The organism is Chryseobacterium polytrichastri, from assembly GCF_900142445.1.
Classification (GTDB): domain Bacteria; phylum Bacteroidota; class Bacteroidia; order Flavobacteriales; family Weeksellaceae; genus Chryseobacterium; species Chryseobacterium polytrichastri.
The window spans coordinates 81957-100320 of record NZ_FRAV01000003.1 but is presented as its reverse complement, the minus strand read 5'-3'; the positions used below and the strand labels follow the sequence as shown (position 1 = coordinate 100320).

Here is an 18364-nt window from a genome sequence, read left to right as displayed (position 1 = left end):
TTTTTTTTATGAAAAAAAAATCATTTCCTTTCATCTTATTTGTGATGCTAAACAGCATGTTTGCCTATTCACAAACCGGTAATATAGGCATTAACACTCCCGATCCCGGAAGTCAGCTTACTGTGAACGGCTCATTCGCCGCAACATACAGATCTGTTTCGGCAAGTGGCTCTGTTGGTACTAATGATTATTACATTGCTTATAACGGAAATAGCAATGGAACATTAACCCTACCTTCTGCAATAAGCGGAGCGGGTAACTTCATAGGAAGAACTTACCATTTCAAAAACACGGGAGCTGCCCAGCTTTCCATTACTGCTGACGGAACCGAATTAATAGATAATCAAAGCGGGGCCGGTGTAGCATCAATTGATGTTCCACCTGGTTATTATGCATTTTTTATAAGCAAAGGAGCCACTACCGGTACAACATGGGAGCTTATTTTACTTTCAAATTCCGGTAATCTACCGCCAATAGCTTCCACATATGCTTTTTCTACGGTAAGCACCACTACCAGACAATCCCTCACTGCAAGTAACGGCCCTTTTATTACACAAGAAATTAATTACCCTCAAGGAACGGTACTCAATACAAACAATGCATTAAACACCGGGAATGGAAGATTTACAGCTCCCACAAGCGGATTTTACATGTTCTACGGATCTACTCAATTTGATAATGGTTCCGTACCAGGCGCTCCTGCTTTTGCCTGGGCCGTATTATATCTGATAAAAAACTATAGTACAACTCCCAATAATATATTAGTACAGTCTTACAAAGCTAATCCCGGAACATTATCTGGGGCCAATGTTTCCTGTATTACCCATTTAAATGCAGGAGAAACAGTTACTATGGGCTCTGCAGCTGCAGTAGCCAGTGGTACTATCTATCAGGTTGTTGTAAGCTCTTTATATGGCTATAAGATTGCCAATTAAATTTAAATACTTTTTCATTTTCCATTAAATAAATAATCCTCGGAGACCCCGAGGATTATTTATTTAATATACTGACTTTCATTATTTTAAAATACAAATCCATTATCCTTCTAAAATAAAACTGTATTTTTAATATATGAATAGGTATGATAAATACTATTTCAAAACCAATAACCAAAATCAACAATATGAAAACAACAATTAACACGGAGCAAACTCCTATCCGCTTCTATTTAAGAAATTACTACGATCCATTTGAATGTAAATGCAGCCCTTATTATAACAAAAAGCTTGCAGAAGAGCTAATGGACTGGGCAACAGAAATAGGTAGATTTAAAACTGAAGAAAATGCCCTGCATACCATTGGCTGTGATCTAATATACTGGACTGCTTTATGCTTTCCGTTAACTAAAAATAAAGAAAAATTTATCCTTCTCAGTAATTTTTTTCAGCTTTACTGCATCTTTGATGATCAATCTGATGAAGATTGGGGCGCATGTAAACATAATCCCGAAAAGACACAAAAGTATTGGGATAAAAACATCGCTGTTATTGAAACCTTAAGGGATGATGCCCCGTGGCAAAAAAAAATGATCCGCAATATTGCATTGAGTATGTCTTCAAAACCCTATGTACGCCTTATATTTAATTATATGGAAAAGATACTCAAGTCAGGAACTCCATCATTCCGTAGAAGATATATTAACCGATTTAAAGAATACATGGAGACAGCCGCTACACAAGGCCATATGCGTGGAAAAGAAGCAGAAATGACGGTAGAAACTTATAAACAATATCGGCAAACATGCATAGCATATATCACAAGCCTATTAATGGCTGAATATCTCTATGAAATACAGTTGACCGATGAAGAATACAACCACCCTATCGTACAAGAATTAGAAAAAAGTTCCACATGGCAGGTAACATTAACGAATGATCTTTTTTCTCTCTACAAAGAATGCAAAGACGGTAAATTGGAAAATGCTAACAATATCATCCCCATTCTCGTCTGTGGAGGAATGACTGTGCAAGAAGCCATAGATGAAACCTGCACACAGATTGAAGATTCCCATCGCGACTTTATAAGAGTAAGAGATGAATGGTATAACAGCGGAGAGCATATATCAAATGATGTACGCACCTTTATTACAGCTATGGAATACTTTATGTCCGGAAACAATCGTTGGCATCGCATGAGTAAAAGATACCATGGAAAAGATTTCGAAGATGTTATCACATCCGGTACTATGGAATGGAGCCCAAAAGGCACAATATACCATAAGGACAATGAACAAATGGCTTCTATGATAAACTAACATACTGAAAGTGCAATTATTCATATTTTAGAATCTTATTAACCAAATAAAAATTATTATCATGAAAAATCTAAAAAAATTAGACAGAAACGAGCTGAAAAGTATTTCAGGAGGAGATGGATTACTCGATCCTGTATGCAGGCTTATTTGTATCCTAGCAGGCACTGGAATTATTAATTTAACACAGGTTCAAATCCTACTATGTCCCAATCTAGACTGTTCCAACTTGTAAGAAAGTAGACAATGAAAAACCAGCTCTTTCAAACTGGTTTTTCATTATTTCTAAATTTATTTATTTTACTTTTTTCGCCATATAATCACTTTCATTTCCTAATCTGTCGATTGCTTTGATGGCAATAGCATTTAATGTTTTACCATTTTTATTTTTAAGAATATCTTTTGAAAGGGTATCTAATGTTAAAATTTCAGTTTCCCAAACTCCATTATATTGAGTGAAAAGTACCCACTGAAAAACGTCTTTTAAATTCTTATTACTCCAACTCACCTGGACAGAACTTCCATTATCGTTGGTAAACAATGTCGGAGTTTGTAATGGTGTTGTCTTTATCCAAGGACTTTTGGGAATCAATGCTTTTTCTTTATATGGTCCGTTCTTCAACGTTGGCAGCATGCTTGAATTTTTCGTCAAACCTGCAATACTCCAATGAACTTCTCCTGCATCTCCTCCTAAAATTTGTCTTGATAATTCAATCTGATTTTTAATTTCGGTCGGTCGGTCTGAAGATTTTATTTCAACGGTATTCAATCCCGGCCATAAATGACGATTCATTGTATTTTCTGATTTCCACCAATTTAATAACGAACCGAAAGGCTGACCTTTAGATTCAATAGGCCAATATAATTGTGGCGAGAAATAATCTACCCAACCTTTATTCAGCCATAATTTGGCATCGGCATATAATTCGTCATATTGAGAAGAACCTACAATCCCTTCAGGATATCCTGGTTTCCAAATTCCAAATGGACTGATCCCGAATCTCACATAGTTTTTTTCCGCATGAATTTCTTTGTAGATACGCTCTACAAATTTATTTACATTATCTCTTCTCCAATCTGCTCTGGACAAGTTTCCTCCACTGCTCACATAAGCATTCCATGTTGCATTATCAGGAAAGTCTGCTCCCTTGTTATAAGTGGCATAAGGATAGAAATAATCATCAAAATGTACCGCATCAATATCATATCTTTTTACAATGTCTTTTACCACATTAGAAACATGACCTTGCGTTTTCGGATTAGCAGGATCAAACCAATACATCCCATTTTTTAACCTAACAACAATATCTGACAATTTATTTGCCATTGATAAACTGTTTGGCGAACCTCCATTCGTATGATGTGCTCTGTAAGGATTTAACCAAACATGAAGTTCCAATCCTCTTTTGTGCGCTTCATCAATCCAAAATTGTAAAGGGTCATAATTGGGATAAGGAGCCGTTCCTGTCTCTCCGGTTAAGAAATAAGACCAAGGCTCAATACTACTTGTATATAAAGCATCTGCAGAAGGTCTAACCTGGAAGATCACCGCATTGAAGTTATTATCTTTCAACATGTCTAACATACTGATTGCTTCCTGCTTTTGTTGATCAACCGTTAAATTATTTCTCGAAGGCCAGTTGATATTCGCCACACTCGCAATCCAAGCACCACGGAATTCTCTACTAATAGCAGGAAGATTTACTTTGAAATTTTCATCTGTTGCCGGAGTTACAACAGGCTTTATAGCTACAGCAGATTCTTTAGGTTTTGAGATGATGTTACTCGGTTTTGTGGAGCTTTTTGTTAGTGTTGGTCTAACGCCAGTATTATGAACCGTTTTTGCACTACTACATGAAGCAAGAGCCCCCAACAATATAATAAGTTTTAAATTATTCATTCTCATAGATTACAAAACTACATTAAATTATTTTTTTATTTCTTAAAGATTATAATGCCAAAATAAGCATTTTAACGTTTAGTTATAGAAAAAAAGCCTCGAAAATTCGAGGCTTTGATTTATATAGAAAAAACTGATTATGCTTTTCCAGATCTTTCCATTCTTTTTCTTTCTTCTTCAGAAAGGATTTTCTTTCTCATACGGATGAAGTTTGGAGTTACCTCGATTGCTTCATCACCTTGGATATATTCCATACATTCTTCAAGAGAGAATAAGATTTTTGGAGCAACGCCCGTATCTTTATCTTTCCCTGAAGCACGCATGTTGTTCAATTGTTTTGCTTCAACGATGTTGATTACTAAGTCACCCGGCTTGTTTTGTTCACCGATGATCATACCTGAATAGATCTCCTCACCCGGATCAACATAAAACTTACCTCTATCTTGTAATTTCGCGATAGAATATTCTGTAGCCGGACCTTGAGTCTTACTTACCAATACTCCATTACTTCTTCCAGGAATAGCACCTTTGAAAGGCTTGTATTCTGTGAAACGGTGTGCCATAATAGCCTCACCAGCAGTTGCAGTTAACATTTGAGAACGCAATCCGATCAAACCTCTTGAAGGAATTTCGAATTCCATGTGTTGCATCTCCCCTTTAGTTTCCATAACGTGAAGGTCACCTTTTCTCTGTGTAGCTAAGTCGATAACTCTAGACGCATACTCGTCCGGAACGTCTACTACCAAAGATTCATAAGGCTCACATTTTTCTCCGTCAATTTCTCTCAAGATAACCTGTGGCTGACCAATTGTCATTTCATATCCTTCTCTTCTCATTGTTTCAATTAAAACTGACAAGTGAAGAATACCTCTACCGAAAACTAGGAATGTGTTTGCATCTGCAGTTTGTTCAACTCTTAATGCTAAGTTTTTCTCTAATTCTTTAGTTAATCTTTCTTTTAGGTGATTAGAAGTTACATACTTTCCATCTTTTCCAAAGAAAGGTGAATTGTTGATAGAAAACGTCATGTTCAATGTAGGCTCATCAATAGAAGTTCTTGGCAATGGTTCAGGATTTTCAAGATCTACGAAAGAATCACCGATTTGGAAAGCGTCAAAACCTACAACAGCACAGATATCTCCAGCTTTTACTTCTGTAACTTTCTTCTTACCCAATCCTTCAAAAACGTAAAGTTCTTTTACTTTTCCTTTCAATACTTTACCGTCTGCCTGAGCTAAACCGATCCACTGAGATTCTTTGATCTCTCCTCTGATTACTTTTCCGATAGCAATTCTTCCTAAGAAAGAAGAAAAGTCTAAAGAAACGATCTGCATCTGTAAGTTTCCTTCTTCAACTTTCGGTTCTGGAACATATTCTAAGATACCATCTAATAATGGGAAAATATCTTCTGTTTTTTCTAATGAAGAGTTGAACCAACCTTCTTTTGAAGAACCGTAGAACGTTGGGAAATCCAACTGTGCTTCAGTAGCTTCAAGAGCAAAGAATAGATCAAATACTTTATCATGAACTTCGTCAGGACGACAGTTTGGTTTATCAACTTTATTGATAACAACCAATGGTCTTAATCCTAATTCTAATGCTTTCTGAAGTACGAATCTTGTTTGTGGCATTGGACCTTCAAAGGCATCCACCAACAAAATAACTCCATCAGCCATTTTTAAAACTCTCTCTACTTCCCCACCAAAATCGGCGTGACCGGGAGTATCGATTACGTTAATTTTAACGTCTTTATAAGTAACAGAAATATTTTTAGATAAAATGGTAATCCCTCTTTCTCTTTCAAGATCGTTATTATCCATTATTAATTCTCCACTGTCCTGATTTTCTCGGAAAATGTTTGTAGCATGAATAATCTTGTCCACCAAAGTCGTCTTACCGTGGTCAACGTGTGCGATAATCGCAATATTTCTAATGTTTTGCATGAATGATTTTTACGGGTGCAAAAATAGTGTTTTTTAATTAAATAATTAGTAAGATTATGTATTATTTAACAATTTAATAATGAACAAGTTATTGTTTAAGCCCTAAAATTCAAACAAAATAAGGACGTTATCTCAAAATGATTATTCGAATAAATAATCCTTGTAATAGGCCTCACAGCTTTTCTTTAAATAAGTTTTAATACGTCATGTTCTGGCGTTGTCAGCCTGTATTTTTGTTTTAATAATTCTTGCAAGGTTATTTTAATTATTAACATCAAAAACAAAATTTATGATTACAAAACATATTCAAGATCCAAAAACCGGCGAAATGATAAGTTTAATTCCCGTGACTCATTGGTATAAGGGAACTTTAATGGAAGATTCCTTCTGTGATGAAATTATTTATTTCAAAGGAAAGCCCGAAGATTCTGATAGGTATTACAAAAGATATATTGAAGATCACATTAATGTAAAATGGTTTGGGGCAATGGGAGATGGAAGCGACGCTACGGCAAATATACAGCAAGCTTTTAATTATCTAATTGATCTTAGAAATTACAGACATATTTCAAAACCTTCTTACGACCTTTGCTGTTTTATACCTGATGGAAAATATAAAATTGAAAAGACTTTATTATTTCCCACATCTTGTGTATTAAAAGGAGAATCTAAACACGGAACTGTTTTATTTACAGAAAGAAATGACATTTCACTTCTTTTTCCATCTGAAAAAGGAAATTCTTCGAACAACCATCATACGCCAGACGATCCAGAAGCCCCCTATGTTAATACAGGTGAAGAGTTTACAATCATTTCTAATTTAACAATTGCAGGTATTCATTATAAAGTTAGCCCTACCGCTTGGCGCCCTGAAATACTTAATAATTTTAACAATGGAATATTAATTTATAAAACAATAAAAATAACACTACAGAATATTAATATTGAAGGCTTTGAAAATGCTGCTATTCATATTAACAACTCTTTTTATATAAATATTGATAATTCAACATTTCACAATAATAAGATTGGTATTTTAACTGATGGTACCACTACCTCTACACATGTTATTAATTCGACTATTAGATTAAATGCTAAAGGAATTTCCTTATATGACACATATGGTTGTAGTTTTATTAACTGTATAATAGAAGCAAATGTTGCCAATTATTCTTCAAAAATCAATGGATCAGAAACTGCAAAAGCAATAGGTGTATATTTAAAAAATAGTAATAATATTAGTTTTACAAATTCTTATTTTGAGGCTCATCTTGATAGTGTAATCTTAGATTCATCTAATAGTAATACTTTCACAAATTGTTTTTTTGCTCCATTTGAAAATGCTGATTTTGGAACATCTACTAAGGTTGTAAGATTTAGCGGAAGCTCTTCTTATAATAAATTCATTAATAATTATTATGAAGCTTTTAAACCTTTAATATATTCTCCTTATAAGTTTTCTGTTGAAAACAAATCGCTATCTAAAGGCAATTTATTCGAATTTACATTAAAAGATCATCTTGATAATTTTATTTCTTTAAATCAAACAGAATTTAATGAGTTCCAAAATTTGGGATTAGCAGAAAATGCACCTAAGTTTATCTGTGAAGGCTCCAATGAAAGATATAGTAATGTAGAAAGAAGATATATTACCGATAAAACATTTGGATCATCTTCAGAACGCCCTGTAAATAATCTTTATGGTGGACAACATTATTTTGATTCTACCTTAGGAAAGCCTATTTATTGGCAAGGAACAAAATGGGTAAAACCTGACGGAACTGATGCTTAATTAAAAAGTAATAGCCTTATCAATTGATGAGGCTATTACTGTATTACATACTTTCCAAAAAAGTAAATGATTACGATCTGAATTAAAACAACCAACCCAAACTTCAACAGAAAAGACTTCTTTGACACTTTATGCCTGAAAACCAACATTCCAAGCAAAGAACCAATGGTTCCGCCCAAAAATGTAGTGAACAACAACGTATTTTCTGAAATTCTTCTTTGGTGCCTGATTGCCTTTCTTTTGTCTAATCCAAAAACAATTAAACTGAGAAGATTGATGATTAATAATAAATAAAGCATTCCAACAAATCTAACATAAAAAAGAATAATTCAACGTGTTTAAACTTTTATTTTAACCGCAAAAGTGACAAAAGATTAACAAATTAGTCACTTTAAGTTGAGTATTAAGCTACAAATAAGAGCACATAAGTTTTTAAAAATCTTTGCATATTGAGCGGAGTCGAAATATTATTCTTTTGTAGACTTTTGCTTTCTCAATAACCAATCCTTAATAAATCAACGATAGCTTTTGATTCTTTTGCGGTTAAATTTTTAATTAGCTTAAACAGGGTCATTAAAAAATATTCTTTATTCATCATTCCATCAAGACAAAGTTTTTAAATTTGTACAATAAAAACAAAATCAATGACTGTACAGGATTTGGCAGGAAGTTATTCTATTGAAGGTAGCAATCAGGAGGAATCCGATCAACCTTCTTACCATGGTATATTAACTTTATCCATCGATGAAAACAACCGTATTATCGCACAATGGATTATCGGTGATCACATACAAAATGGTACAGGATTTTATAAAGACCAAATTTTAGTTCTCAACTTTAATTATGAAATTGATGACCAAGAAATCTATAAAGGGGTTGCTGTATACCGCTGTTTAAGCAAGGATGTACTGGATGGCTTTTGGTCTGAAAAACATGGTAATCCTTTATATTTGGGGAGTGAGTATTGTGTAAGGATAAAGAATTTGCAGTTTTTAAATTAGCTTATTTAAAAAAGTTTTAATACAATATTTTTTCGAAGTTATGGCTTTTAACATTCTTACATTGTAAAATAAAAAAGCTGCTTCCAAAGAAAGCAGCTCTATAGATTATTTAAAAACCTATTAATTATTTTTTAGCTTTTACATCAACCGCGATTTCGATGTCTTTGCTGATCATCCATTCTGCAGGATCTGCTTCAGAAGTTCCGAACTTAATTCCCCAATCTGATCTGTTTACTGTAAATTTAGCCTGAACAGAAGCTGAGTTTTCTGTAACATCCACTTTTGCAGGGAAAGTTACATTCACTGTTTTTCCTGATAACGTAAGGTTCCCACTTACCGTCTTGTTCGCTCCAGCAATAGCATCTTTAGGTGCGTCTTTTAAATCTACTACACTTGTAATTTTAAAATCAGAAGTAGGATTTTTTGCTACATCAAAGAAATCAGCACTTTTTAAGTGAGTCTCTAAATCTGCCGGTTTTTTATCTTTTTCCGTTACAGAAGCTGGATCTACTTTAATTGAAGCCATATCAATAACAAAGCTACCTGCAGAAAGTTGCCCTCCCTCAACGTTTAATTCACCAGACTTCACATTAGTTGTACCCCAACGTGGTGCAAAACCTCCTTTATGGAATGCTTTCCAGTTAACCACAGAAGTTGCTACATCCACAGGTAAAACTTCACCCTTTCCTTCTGCAACAGTTTTTTCAGTTGCGGTTGCAGCCGTATCTGCTGATTTTTCTTTGTTACATGATGCTGCTAATAAACCTACAGCAACCAATGCAATGACACTAAGTTTTTTCATATTATTAAATTTGTATTAAATAGTTAAGATGAAGTTGAAAAATATTTCATCCTTGAATTTTAAAAGTCCAAATATAGAAAGTCTAATTTTTTATAGAGTTAACATACATCAATAAAATCAAAAAAAGTTAATTTTTGACAACAATTCCTTTTTATTTTAACTAGACTAATTATAATCCAACAACAATTATTGCTGTTATATAAAAACCAAATGGTAAAATTAATTGTTACAGAATTATTAAAAATGTATTTTTGGCCCTTGAATTTTAAAAACACACATTCTAACTACCATGTCAAAAAAACTCATATTATTATTTGTTTTAGGAGCCTTTAGTTCATATCAGGCTCAAGAAAAAGCAGAGCAAGCTCTTAAAATATTTGAACAAAAATATCCTCAAGAAAAAATCCATCTTCTATTTAATAAAAATAATTATGTCGCAGGAGAAAATATTTGGTTTAAATCTTTTGTGTTTGAGGGATACAATCCTTCCAGTATTTCAACCTCATTATTCGTTGAACTATATGACAGTAACAAAAATCAAATAAGTAAAAAAATATTTCCTTTATTGAATGGAGAAGGAAGTGGCAGTATTTTATTACCCGAAACATTAAAAGAAAACGTTTATTATATAAGGGCTTACACAACTTGGATGGCCAATTTTAGTGAAGATTTTCAATTAATAAAACCAGTTATTGTTTACAACCCCTCTTCTCCTGAAAAAATCAGTCCTGATCTAAATTCAGCATGGGCAGCTTTTGTTTATCCTGAAAGCGGAACCTTTGTAAATGACATTAATACAAAATTTGCAGTAAGATTACAATCAAAAGGACTTACTCCTACTGACTGGGAAGGGTATGTAACAGAGATAGATAAACCTGATGTAAAGATTGTTAGTTTCAAAGGACTTGATCAAAATGTCGGGATATTCAATATTATTCCAGAAAGTGGAAAGAAATATCAACTTACTGTTCAAGATAAAAGCGGACAAAAACAAAATGTTAATCTACCTGAAGTCTCTTCATCAGGGCTCAATTTACAAGTGACAAGTACTTCAGAAAATGTTAATTATATCTTAAAGGCCAAAAACCTTTCACAGGAATCACAATTTTATAAAGTATTAGGAACCATCAATAATCAGCTTGTTTATAAGGCTAAAATTAATAAAATATCGGACGGAATTCAATATTCTATTCCTAATAATCAATTGATAAACGGAATTTTACAGCTTACTATTTTTGATGATAAGGAAAACATCGTAGCCAACAGACTTACTTTTGTACAGCCTCAATTATTGCAAATAAAAAAGCCTGTTCTTCAATCATTATCTATAAAAAATGGCTCTCGTGAAAAAAGCTCTTTTGATATTACTAAAGATATTAATTGCTCAAATTATGCTGTTTTAGTAATAGATTCTAATACCAACAGTTCAGAAGAAGAGCAAAGTTTTCTTAGCAGCCTATGGCTTACAGGCGATATTACATCAAACATATCGCTTCCTTCACAATATTTTACAAAGAACCGAAACACAGATGCTTTGGACGCTCTTTTAATTTCTGAAAAATGGAAACGTTTTGATTGGAAGTATATTATATCAGGAAATTACCCAACGATAAGATACCAACCTACAAATTACCTTTCATATAAAGGGAAAGTAAATATTCTAGGAAAACCTGCTCCTAACGCAGATTTAAACCTACTGTTTGATTCAGGATCAGGCACTAAACTCTTCCAAGTAAAAACTGACAATAATGGTTTTTTTACTTTAAATAATTTAATTTTTGAGAATTCAATGAAGTTTTCTTATCAGTTAAATTCAAAAGAACCTAAAAATGAAACATCTGTTTACTTTCAACCTAATTTCAGTTTCACACCATATAAAAAAGAATTACCCACAAGTCCATTCAAACTTATACAAAGAGGTGTAGAAGATAAATTACTACCTGAAACAGTTCGCTCCATTACAACTTTAAAAACCCAAAAGATTATTAATGAAAAAATAACAGATATTGAAGAAGTAGTTATAAAAGGGCAGAAAAAAGACAAAACAAAAAAACTAAATAGTGAATTGAGCAGTGCCCTATTCAGAGGTGCTAACGAACAAATTTTTGACTTTGTGAATGATCCCCAGGCTCAAGGTTCCACAAATATTTTACAATGGTTACAAGGAAGAGTTGCAGGTTTACAAATCCAATCGCAAAACGGAACATATACTCCATATCTACGAGGTGATAAAATAGGTATATATCTTGATGAAATGCCCGTAGAGCCCAATCACATAACAGGTCTTTCTACATCTGATATTGCAATGATAAAAGTTATAAAAGGATTTTTTGCTGGTGGCTTTGGAGGAGGAAACGGAGCCATAGCTATTTACACCCGAAGAGGAGGTTCTAGTGGATCCATTATTGACCCATCAAAACCTTCAGAATTAAGGCAAATAACCTTAAATGGATATGATCAGGAAGCTCCTTTCAATAACCCTGATTATGAAAACCAAAGCTTCAAAAATATTTCACAAGATACTCGTAGTGTACTTTATTGGACTCCTTATTTGGAAGTTAAAGAGCAAGAACCTACCAATGTGCAGTTTTACAATAATGATGATGCCAAGAACTATAAAGTAATTATAATAGGATTTGACAGAAATAATGATACTCCTATTTATTATAATGCAACTCTTCCCTAGAAACAATTTTTAATTCATAAATATAATAGTCTAACTTCAATGGAGTTAGACTATTATTTTAAAGTCCCTTCTAATAAATTAGAAACTTTCATTAAAAAAAGTCAGTATTTTAGCACTTTAATTTTACAGAATGACAAATATTGAATTCATCCAGAAGATTGTAAATGCCCCTGAAAAAAGTATCAGTGCAACGCTTGAGTTATTAGCTGAAGATTGTACGATTCCTTTTATATCAAGGTATAGAAAAGACAGAACAGGAAATTTGGATGAAGTACAGATAGAACAAATTTCAAAAACCAGCAAACAGTTTGAAGAAATTGTAAAGCGAAAAGAAACGATCTTAAAATCTGTTGAAGAACAAAACGCCTTAACACCAGAATTTAAGCAAAGAATAGAAGAAAGTTTCGATATTCAGGAGCTTGAAGATCTTTATTTACCTTTCAAAAAACGCAAAAAAACAAAAGCGGATGCTGCCAAAGAAAAAGGATTGGAACCTTTAGCTCGGATTATCATGAGTCAGAAAAGTAATGATCTTATATTTTTGGCTTCAAAATATCTCAATGAAAGTGTTGCATCCGAAGAAGAAGCCCTTCAGGGAGCGAGAGACATTATGGCAGAATGGATCAATGAAAATATGTACGTTCGTAAAAATCTCCGTAGGTTATTTCAGCGTAAAGCTTTGATTACTTCTAAAGTTGTTAAAGCCAAAAAAGATGAAGAAGGTGCACAAAAGTTTTCTCAATATTTTGAATGGGATGAACCTCTGTATAAAACTCCCTCTCATAGGCTGCTTGCCATGTTAAGAGCAGAATCAGAAGGTTTTGTAAAAACAAATGTTGGCGTTGATAAAGAAGAAGCAATCGATTTTATTGAAAATGCAATCATTAAGTCCAATAATGAAAGTTCAGATCAAATTGTATTAGCTATAAAAGACAGCTATAAAAGACTATTGGAACCCGCCATTTCTAACGAAACCTTACAGGAAGCCAAAGAAAAAGCAGATAAAAAAGCCATTGAAATTTTTGCTGAAAATCTAAGTCAGTTATTATTGGCACCGCCTTTAGGAGAAAAAAGAATTCTGGCCATTGATCCGGGATATAAAAGTGGCTGTAAAATCGTGTGTATCGACGAAAAAGGAGACTTACTCCACAATGAAACCATCTACCCTCACGCTCCACAAAACGAGTCTGGAATGGCGATGAAAAAGATCCGTTCGATGGTCAATGCATATAACATTGAAGCCATCTCTATCGGAAACGGTACTGCAAGTCGTGAAACTGAGTTCTTTATCAAAAAAATAGCATTCGATAAGCCGCTGCAGGTTTTTATAGTCTCGGAGGCTGGAGCATCGGTTTATTCTGCAAGTAAAATCGCAAGAGATGAATTTCCAAGTTATGATGTAACCGTTCGTGGTGCGGTTTCTATCGGAAGAAGATTGGCAGATCCGTTAGCTGAATTGGTTAAAATTGATGCTAAATCTATCGGAGTTGGTCAATATCAGCATGATGTAGATCAAACTCAGTTAAAAAATGAATTGGATTCTACTGTTATGAGATGCGTTAACTCGGTTGGAATCAATCTAAATACAGCAAGTAAATCATTGTTAAGTTATGTTTCCGGAATCGGTGAGAAAATGGCTGAAAACATCGTGAATTACCGTGCGGAGAATGGTGCTTTTGAAGACAGAAAACAATTGAAAAAAGTTCCTCGTTTGGGGGAGAAAGCTTATCAACAGGCTGCAGCATTTATTAGAATTACTCACGGAAAAAATCCATTGGATAATTCTGCCGTACATCCTGAAGCCTATAAAATTGTTGAAAAAATGGCCAAAGATCTTGGTATTAAAACCGATGAATTAATCGCCAATAAAGAGAAAATAGAATTAATTCAACCTGAAAAATACACAACCGAAGATATCGGAATTTTAGGAATAAAAGATATTTTAAAAGAACTTGTAAAACCAGGTTTAGATCCCCGAAAAGCTGCGAAAGTTTTTGAATTTGACCCTAGTGTAAAAAAGATTACCGATTTGAAGATCGGCATGATTCTTCCCGGGATTGTTAATAATATTACAGCTTTCGGATGTTTTGTAGATCTTGGAATTAAAGAAAGCGGACTGGTTCATATTTCTCAGTTAAAAGAAGGTTTTGTTTCTGACGTCAATGAGATCGTAAAATTACACCAAAATGTTCAGGTGAGAGTCACCGAAGTGGATGAAGCAAGAAAAAGAATTCAGTTGAGTATGATTTTATAAATTGCCCGTTGTAAAGTTTCTTCAATAGCATAAATCAAACTAAATAACAATATATTTTGAACAAAAAAAATTTAATTTTCGATTTAGACGGAACTCTTTGGGATCCCAGAGCCACAATCATTAAGATCTGGAATGAGGTTTTAACCGAACGTCAATTGATAAAAAGGGAATTGAAGCCCGAAGACATGGACCAATATATGGGACTGCTATTTGATGATATTTTAAAGGATATCATTCCCGGAATTTCAGATCAGCAAGCGCAGGATATTCTTTTGGAAATTGTACAGAAAGAAAATAAGGTATTACATACTCATGGTGGTATTCTTTATGAAGGAGTTGCAGAAACCCTAAAGAATTTGGCAAAAACGCATAGCCTTTTCATTGTCAGCAACTGCCAGGATGGATATATTGAAGCATTTTTAGAATACTATCAATTTAATCATCTATTTACAGATATTGAATCTCATGGCCGCACTAAAAAACCGAAAGCTGAGAATATAAAGCTGATTATGGAAAGAAATCATGTAAGCCTTGAAAACTCAGTGTATATTGGAGATACTCAGACAGATTATGATTCTGCGAAAGCAAATGAATTATCATTTATTTTCTGTGAATATGGCTTTGGAACATTGAATATTCCAGAATACAAACCTTCTGTTTCAAAATTTTCAGATCTGGAATTTTGTATTTAACATACAAGTCATAAAACAACTATATTAACTTTATCTAAGGATAATAAGCCACAACAAAAAACACCTATAAAAAAGCAAGAACAGCTATTTCTTGCTTTTGTTTTTTTTTAAAAAATTGAAATTTATAGATACAGTCAACATTCTTTAGGTAAACTCCATTGATAGTTTCTAAAAAACATCTAATTTTGAGTATATAAACGAAAAGTCATTTGAAAATATCTGAACTTAAGAAACGAAAAACAGTCCGCCGAGCGACCCGAAATTTTGATTGGGAAGGGAATCGTATCTATAATGAATTTGAATACGATTTGCCCTATCAGACCATTTACAAAGGAAGCGAAAGAGAACGATTATTTGCAAAAATTATTGATACGCTGCCTTTCTTTCTCATCTTCTTCTTTCTATTTCATAAAATAGCGATTATAAGTATTTTACTTTCTATCGCATGTGTAATTATTGTTGGTGCTGTAAGTGAATCTTTCCTTGGAACAACACTCGGAAAGAAAATATTCAACATGAAGGTTATTGATGATGAAGGAAACTATCCTGGCTTTTTGAAATCATTAGTAAGAAATATTTTAGGTCTGGCTAATTTCAATCCTGAGTTTTCCGAATGTGTTTTCAATACGGTTGCAATGGGGAAACGAACAGCAACACGAGTGAATTTCAGTATGCATTTAAATAATCAAATCTGTAAAACCCATATTGTGAAAGAAAACACAATAGATGAAATTAGAAGTTTACTCAACCAAGAACAGTCTAAATGAAAAATTAAACCACAAAAGGTACAAAAGCTATTATTGAATCATTTAAAGTTGAGCTATTTGAAAACAAAGCTTACAAAAGAATAAAAATCAAAGATTTTTTTTAAACTTATGCATTCTTGTTTGCACTTCATGATGAGCTTAAATAATATACTAATCTTTTATCTCTTTTGTGGTTAAAATAAAAAGTTTAAATAAGTTCGTTATTTAAAATCCTTAGAATCTCTTTTAGGACCTTTTACTTCAGGCCATTTAGTGATTTGCCCTTTATCATCAAGAGGCATTTCTCTTTTCTCTCTATTGGTAAATTCGGGATCTTCTGATGCCATGTAAGCCAATGATGCCGTTAAGATTACATTATTCTTCACTTCATCAAAAACAATCTTATCATACGTATCTTTCGTCGTGTGCCAAGTATAGCCAAAATATCCCCAATTCAATGAACTTAGAGAAAATCCGGGTACTCCTGCCGCTACAAAAGAAGCATGATCAGATCCTCCTCCACCAGGCATTCCTGGGAAATCTGTTTTGATTTGATCTTTTACTTTTTTGGGAACTCCATTGAGCCATTTTCCGATATAATCATAGGAGTTTACAAATCCTTGTCCGCTGATATTCACAACACGACCTGTTCCGTTATCTTGGTTAAATACCGCTTGCACTCCTTTTATAATTTCTGGGTTGTCTGCTACAAAACCACGGGAACCATTCAAACCTTGCTCTTCACTTCCCCAAAGTCCGACAACAATGGTTCTTTTGTTATTGGGATAATATTTTTTAAGAATTCTCATTGTTTCAAGCATCGTTAAAACGCCCGTTCCGTTGTCTGTTGCTCCTTGAGCACCATCCCAAGAATCAAGATGAGCAGAAAGAATTACATATTCATTCGGCTTTTCTTTTCCTTTGATAATTCCTACGGTGTTAAAAGTTTTAGCATCCGGAAGTATTTTTGACTGAGCCTCTACCTTAATTTTAGGCTTGCTTCCTTTTTCAGCCATTCTGTAAAGCATTCCATAGTCTTCAACATCAATGTCAATCATTGGAATTTTACTTGTTTTTGCTCCAAAAATTCTGTTGGCTCCCATAATTCCTGTCCAGTTGGAAATCGCAATTCCGGCAGCGCCTGCTTTTTCTAATGCTTCAGGAAGCGTATTATTATCGTATCCGACATTTTTCACATAATCACGGAAGTCTTTTGAAGCCTGTTCTTTTTCCGCTTTCAGTTTTTCATATAATTCCGGCGTTGCAAACTCTTTGATCTGCTCATCAGAACGTCCTATTTTCTGATACTGCGCCATCAAAACGATCTTTCCTTTTGCAGAAGGCAACCATTGATCAAATTCTGCTTTAGAAGAAACTTTAGGAAGCACAACTACCTCAGCTTCTATCGCTTTTTTAGTAGATGGGCTCCAAGCCAATTGGGTTGAAGATAATGATTTTACGCGAGGATATGTCATGTCTACGTGTGTGATTCCTCTTTGCCAGCCTTTCCAGGTTCCGAATTGCTGTAAATTGGCATCCACTCCCCAAGAACGAAGTTTATTAGCCGTCCATTCATTGGCGGAAAGCATTTCAGGAGTTCCTACCAAACGAGGCCCTATCCCATCAAGAAGTTCATACGCCATATCTTCAAGCTGAGAATGGTTATTTACTTCATTTACAAAATTTTCAACTACAGGATTTAGCTTTTCTTGTGAGCCGATTTGTGTCTGAGCCCATGAAAATTGTACCGCCAATACCACCGCAGGCGCTACAAAAAATCGATTTATCTTCATAATTTCATTGATTGGGATAAAGATAAAGGAATTCGGGGAAAATTGAGGAAACTAGGGAGGAAAAGACAAATTATTTTAATCTGTCCTACAACAATTCATTGAGTAGAAACACATTCAATTTATCATTCCGGAGGAATCTCAACAAGGCTTTTTATAATTCGTTCTCTACAAAAAGAGTTTAGATTCCTCCGGAATGACAAAGTTTGTGGAAATAAATTTAGAATAAATTAAATAAAAAATTTAATGCTAAACTGAATCTATATAAACAAAAAAACCGACTTCAATGAAGTCGGTTTATATCGATTGTGAGATCGATTATTTTTTAGATTCTTCAACAGAAACTTTTCTGAAATCTTTGAACAATTTGCTTAGTTCTAAAGCTGATTTACGAGCTCTAGTTCCAGCAGCCTTGTTTCCTTTTTCTGCTTGTTGGTTTGCTTCAGCAGTGAATGCTTCAAATTCCGCGTTGATCTTTTCAATAAGTTCTTTCATTATTTTAAAATT

15 protein-coding genes are annotated in these 18364 nt (G+C 33.8%); 9 read left to right on the top strand and 6 right to left on the bottom strand.

Annotated elements, in window-relative coordinates:
• Positions 1-8 precede the first annotated feature (8 nt).
• The 3 genes from BUB80_RS02735 (at position 9) to BUB80_RS24115 (ending at position 2486) form a co-directional block, all read left to right on the top strand.
• On the top strand, positions 9-935 hold the full coding sequence (locus tag BUB80_RS02735; RefSeq protein ID WP_073290702.1) for a hypothetical protein: 927 nt from the start codon (positions 9-11) through the stop codon (positions 933-935).
• Between the two features lie 188 nt (positions 936-1123).
• Positions 1124-2254: a terpene synthase family protein gene (locus BUB80_RS02730; protein WP_139262499.1), complete on the top strand. Its 1131-nt coding sequence runs from the start codon at positions 1124-1126 to the stop codon at positions 2252-2254.
• 61 nt (positions 2255-2315) lie between these two features.
• Complete coding sequence (locus BUB80_RS24115; protein WP_449384803.1) at positions 2316-2486, top strand: bacteriocin-like protein; 171 nt, start codon at positions 2316-2318, stop codon at positions 2484-2486.
• A gap of 60 nt (positions 2487-2546) precedes the next feature.
• On the opposite strand, the gene BUB80_RS02725 is transcribed toward BUB80_RS24115, so the two are convergent.
• Together BUB80_RS02725 and typA are read right to left on the bottom strand one after the other, a co-directional pair.
• Positions 2547-4157 (bottom strand): glycoside hydrolase family 10-like protein, encoded by a 1611-nt coding sequence (locus tag BUB80_RS02725; protein WP_073290697.1) that lies wholly within the window; start codon positions 4155-4157, stop codon positions 2547-2549.
• A gap of 131 nt (positions 4158-4288) precedes the next feature.
• Complete coding sequence (typA, locus tag BUB80_RS02720) at positions 4289-6094, bottom strand: translational GTPase TypA (protein WP_054509303.1); 1806 nt, start codon at positions 6092-6094, stop codon at positions 4289-4291.
• A 289-nt stretch (positions 6095-6383) separates the two neighbouring features.
• Between typA and BUB80_RS02715 the strand changes: the two genes are divergently transcribed.
• Entirely contained in the window at positions 6384-7886 is a 1503-nt protein-coding gene (locus BUB80_RS02715; RefSeq protein ID WP_073290695.1) for a right-handed parallel beta-helix repeat-containing protein, read from the top strand.
• Positions 7887-7921: 35 nt separating this feature from the next.
• On the opposite strand, the gene BUB80_RS02710 is transcribed toward BUB80_RS02715, so the two are convergent.
• Positions 7922-8185, bottom strand: a complete 264-nt coding sequence (locus BUB80_RS02710; protein WP_073290693.1) for a DUF1294 domain-containing protein — start codon at positions 8183-8185, stop codon at positions 7922-7924.
• 345 nt (positions 8186-8530) lie between these two features.
• Between BUB80_RS02710 and BUB80_RS02705 the strand changes: the two genes are divergently transcribed.
• Entirely contained in the window at positions 8531-8887 is a 357-nt protein-coding gene (locus tag BUB80_RS02705) for a hypothetical protein (protein WP_073290691.1), read from the top strand.
• Between the two features lie 124 nt (positions 8888-9011).
• On the opposite strand, the gene BUB80_RS02700 is transcribed toward BUB80_RS02705, so the two are convergent.
• Entirely contained in the window at positions 9012-9689 is a 678-nt protein-coding gene (locus BUB80_RS02700) for a YceI family protein (protein WP_073290689.1), read from the bottom strand.
• Between the two features lie 289 nt (positions 9690-9978).
• On the opposite strand from BUB80_RS02700, the gene BUB80_RS02695 reads away from it, so the two are divergent.
• From BUB80_RS02695 to BUB80_RS02680, 4 genes are all read left to right on the top strand, one after another.
• Positions 9979-12375 carry a hypothetical protein gene (locus tag BUB80_RS02695; protein ID WP_073290687.1) on the top strand — a complete coding sequence of 799 codons (2397 nt, stop codon included), beginning with the start codon at positions 9979-9981 and terminating at the stop codon, positions 12373-12375.
• 130 nt (positions 12376-12505) lie between these two features.
• The gene (locus BUB80_RS02690; protein WP_073290685.1) at positions 12506-14629 is read left to right on the top strand and encodes a Tex family protein; all 2124 of its coding nucleotides are present in this window, start codon (positions 12506-12508) and stop codon (positions 14627-14629) included.
• Positions 14630-14685: 56 nt separating this feature from the next.
• The gene (locus tag BUB80_RS02685) at positions 14686-15321 is read left to right on the top strand and encodes an HAD family hydrolase (RefSeq protein ID WP_073290683.1); all 636 of its coding nucleotides are present in this window, start codon (positions 14686-14688) and stop codon (positions 15319-15321) included.
• A 209-nt stretch (positions 15322-15530) separates the two neighbouring features.
• Positions 15531-16088: an RDD family protein gene (locus BUB80_RS02680; RefSeq protein WP_073290681.1), complete on the top strand. Its 558-nt coding sequence runs from the start codon at positions 15531-15533 to the stop codon at positions 16086-16088.
• A gap of 200 nt (positions 16089-16288) precedes the next feature.
• On the opposite strand, the gene BUB80_RS02675 is transcribed toward BUB80_RS02680, so the two are convergent.
• Together BUB80_RS02675 and BUB80_RS02670 are read right to left on the bottom strand one after the other, a co-directional pair.
• On the bottom strand, positions 16289-17860 hold the full coding sequence (locus tag BUB80_RS02675; protein WP_073290680.1) for a M20/M25/M40 family metallo-hydrolase: 1572 nt from the start codon (positions 17858-17860) through the stop codon (positions 16289-16291).
• A gap of 315 nt (positions 17861-18175) precedes the next feature.
• Positions 18176-18352: a histone H1 gene (locus BUB80_RS02670; protein WP_054509314.1), complete on the bottom strand. Its 177-nt coding sequence runs from the start codon at positions 18350-18352 to the stop codon at positions 18176-18178.
• Positions 18353-18364 lie beyond the last annotated feature (12 nt).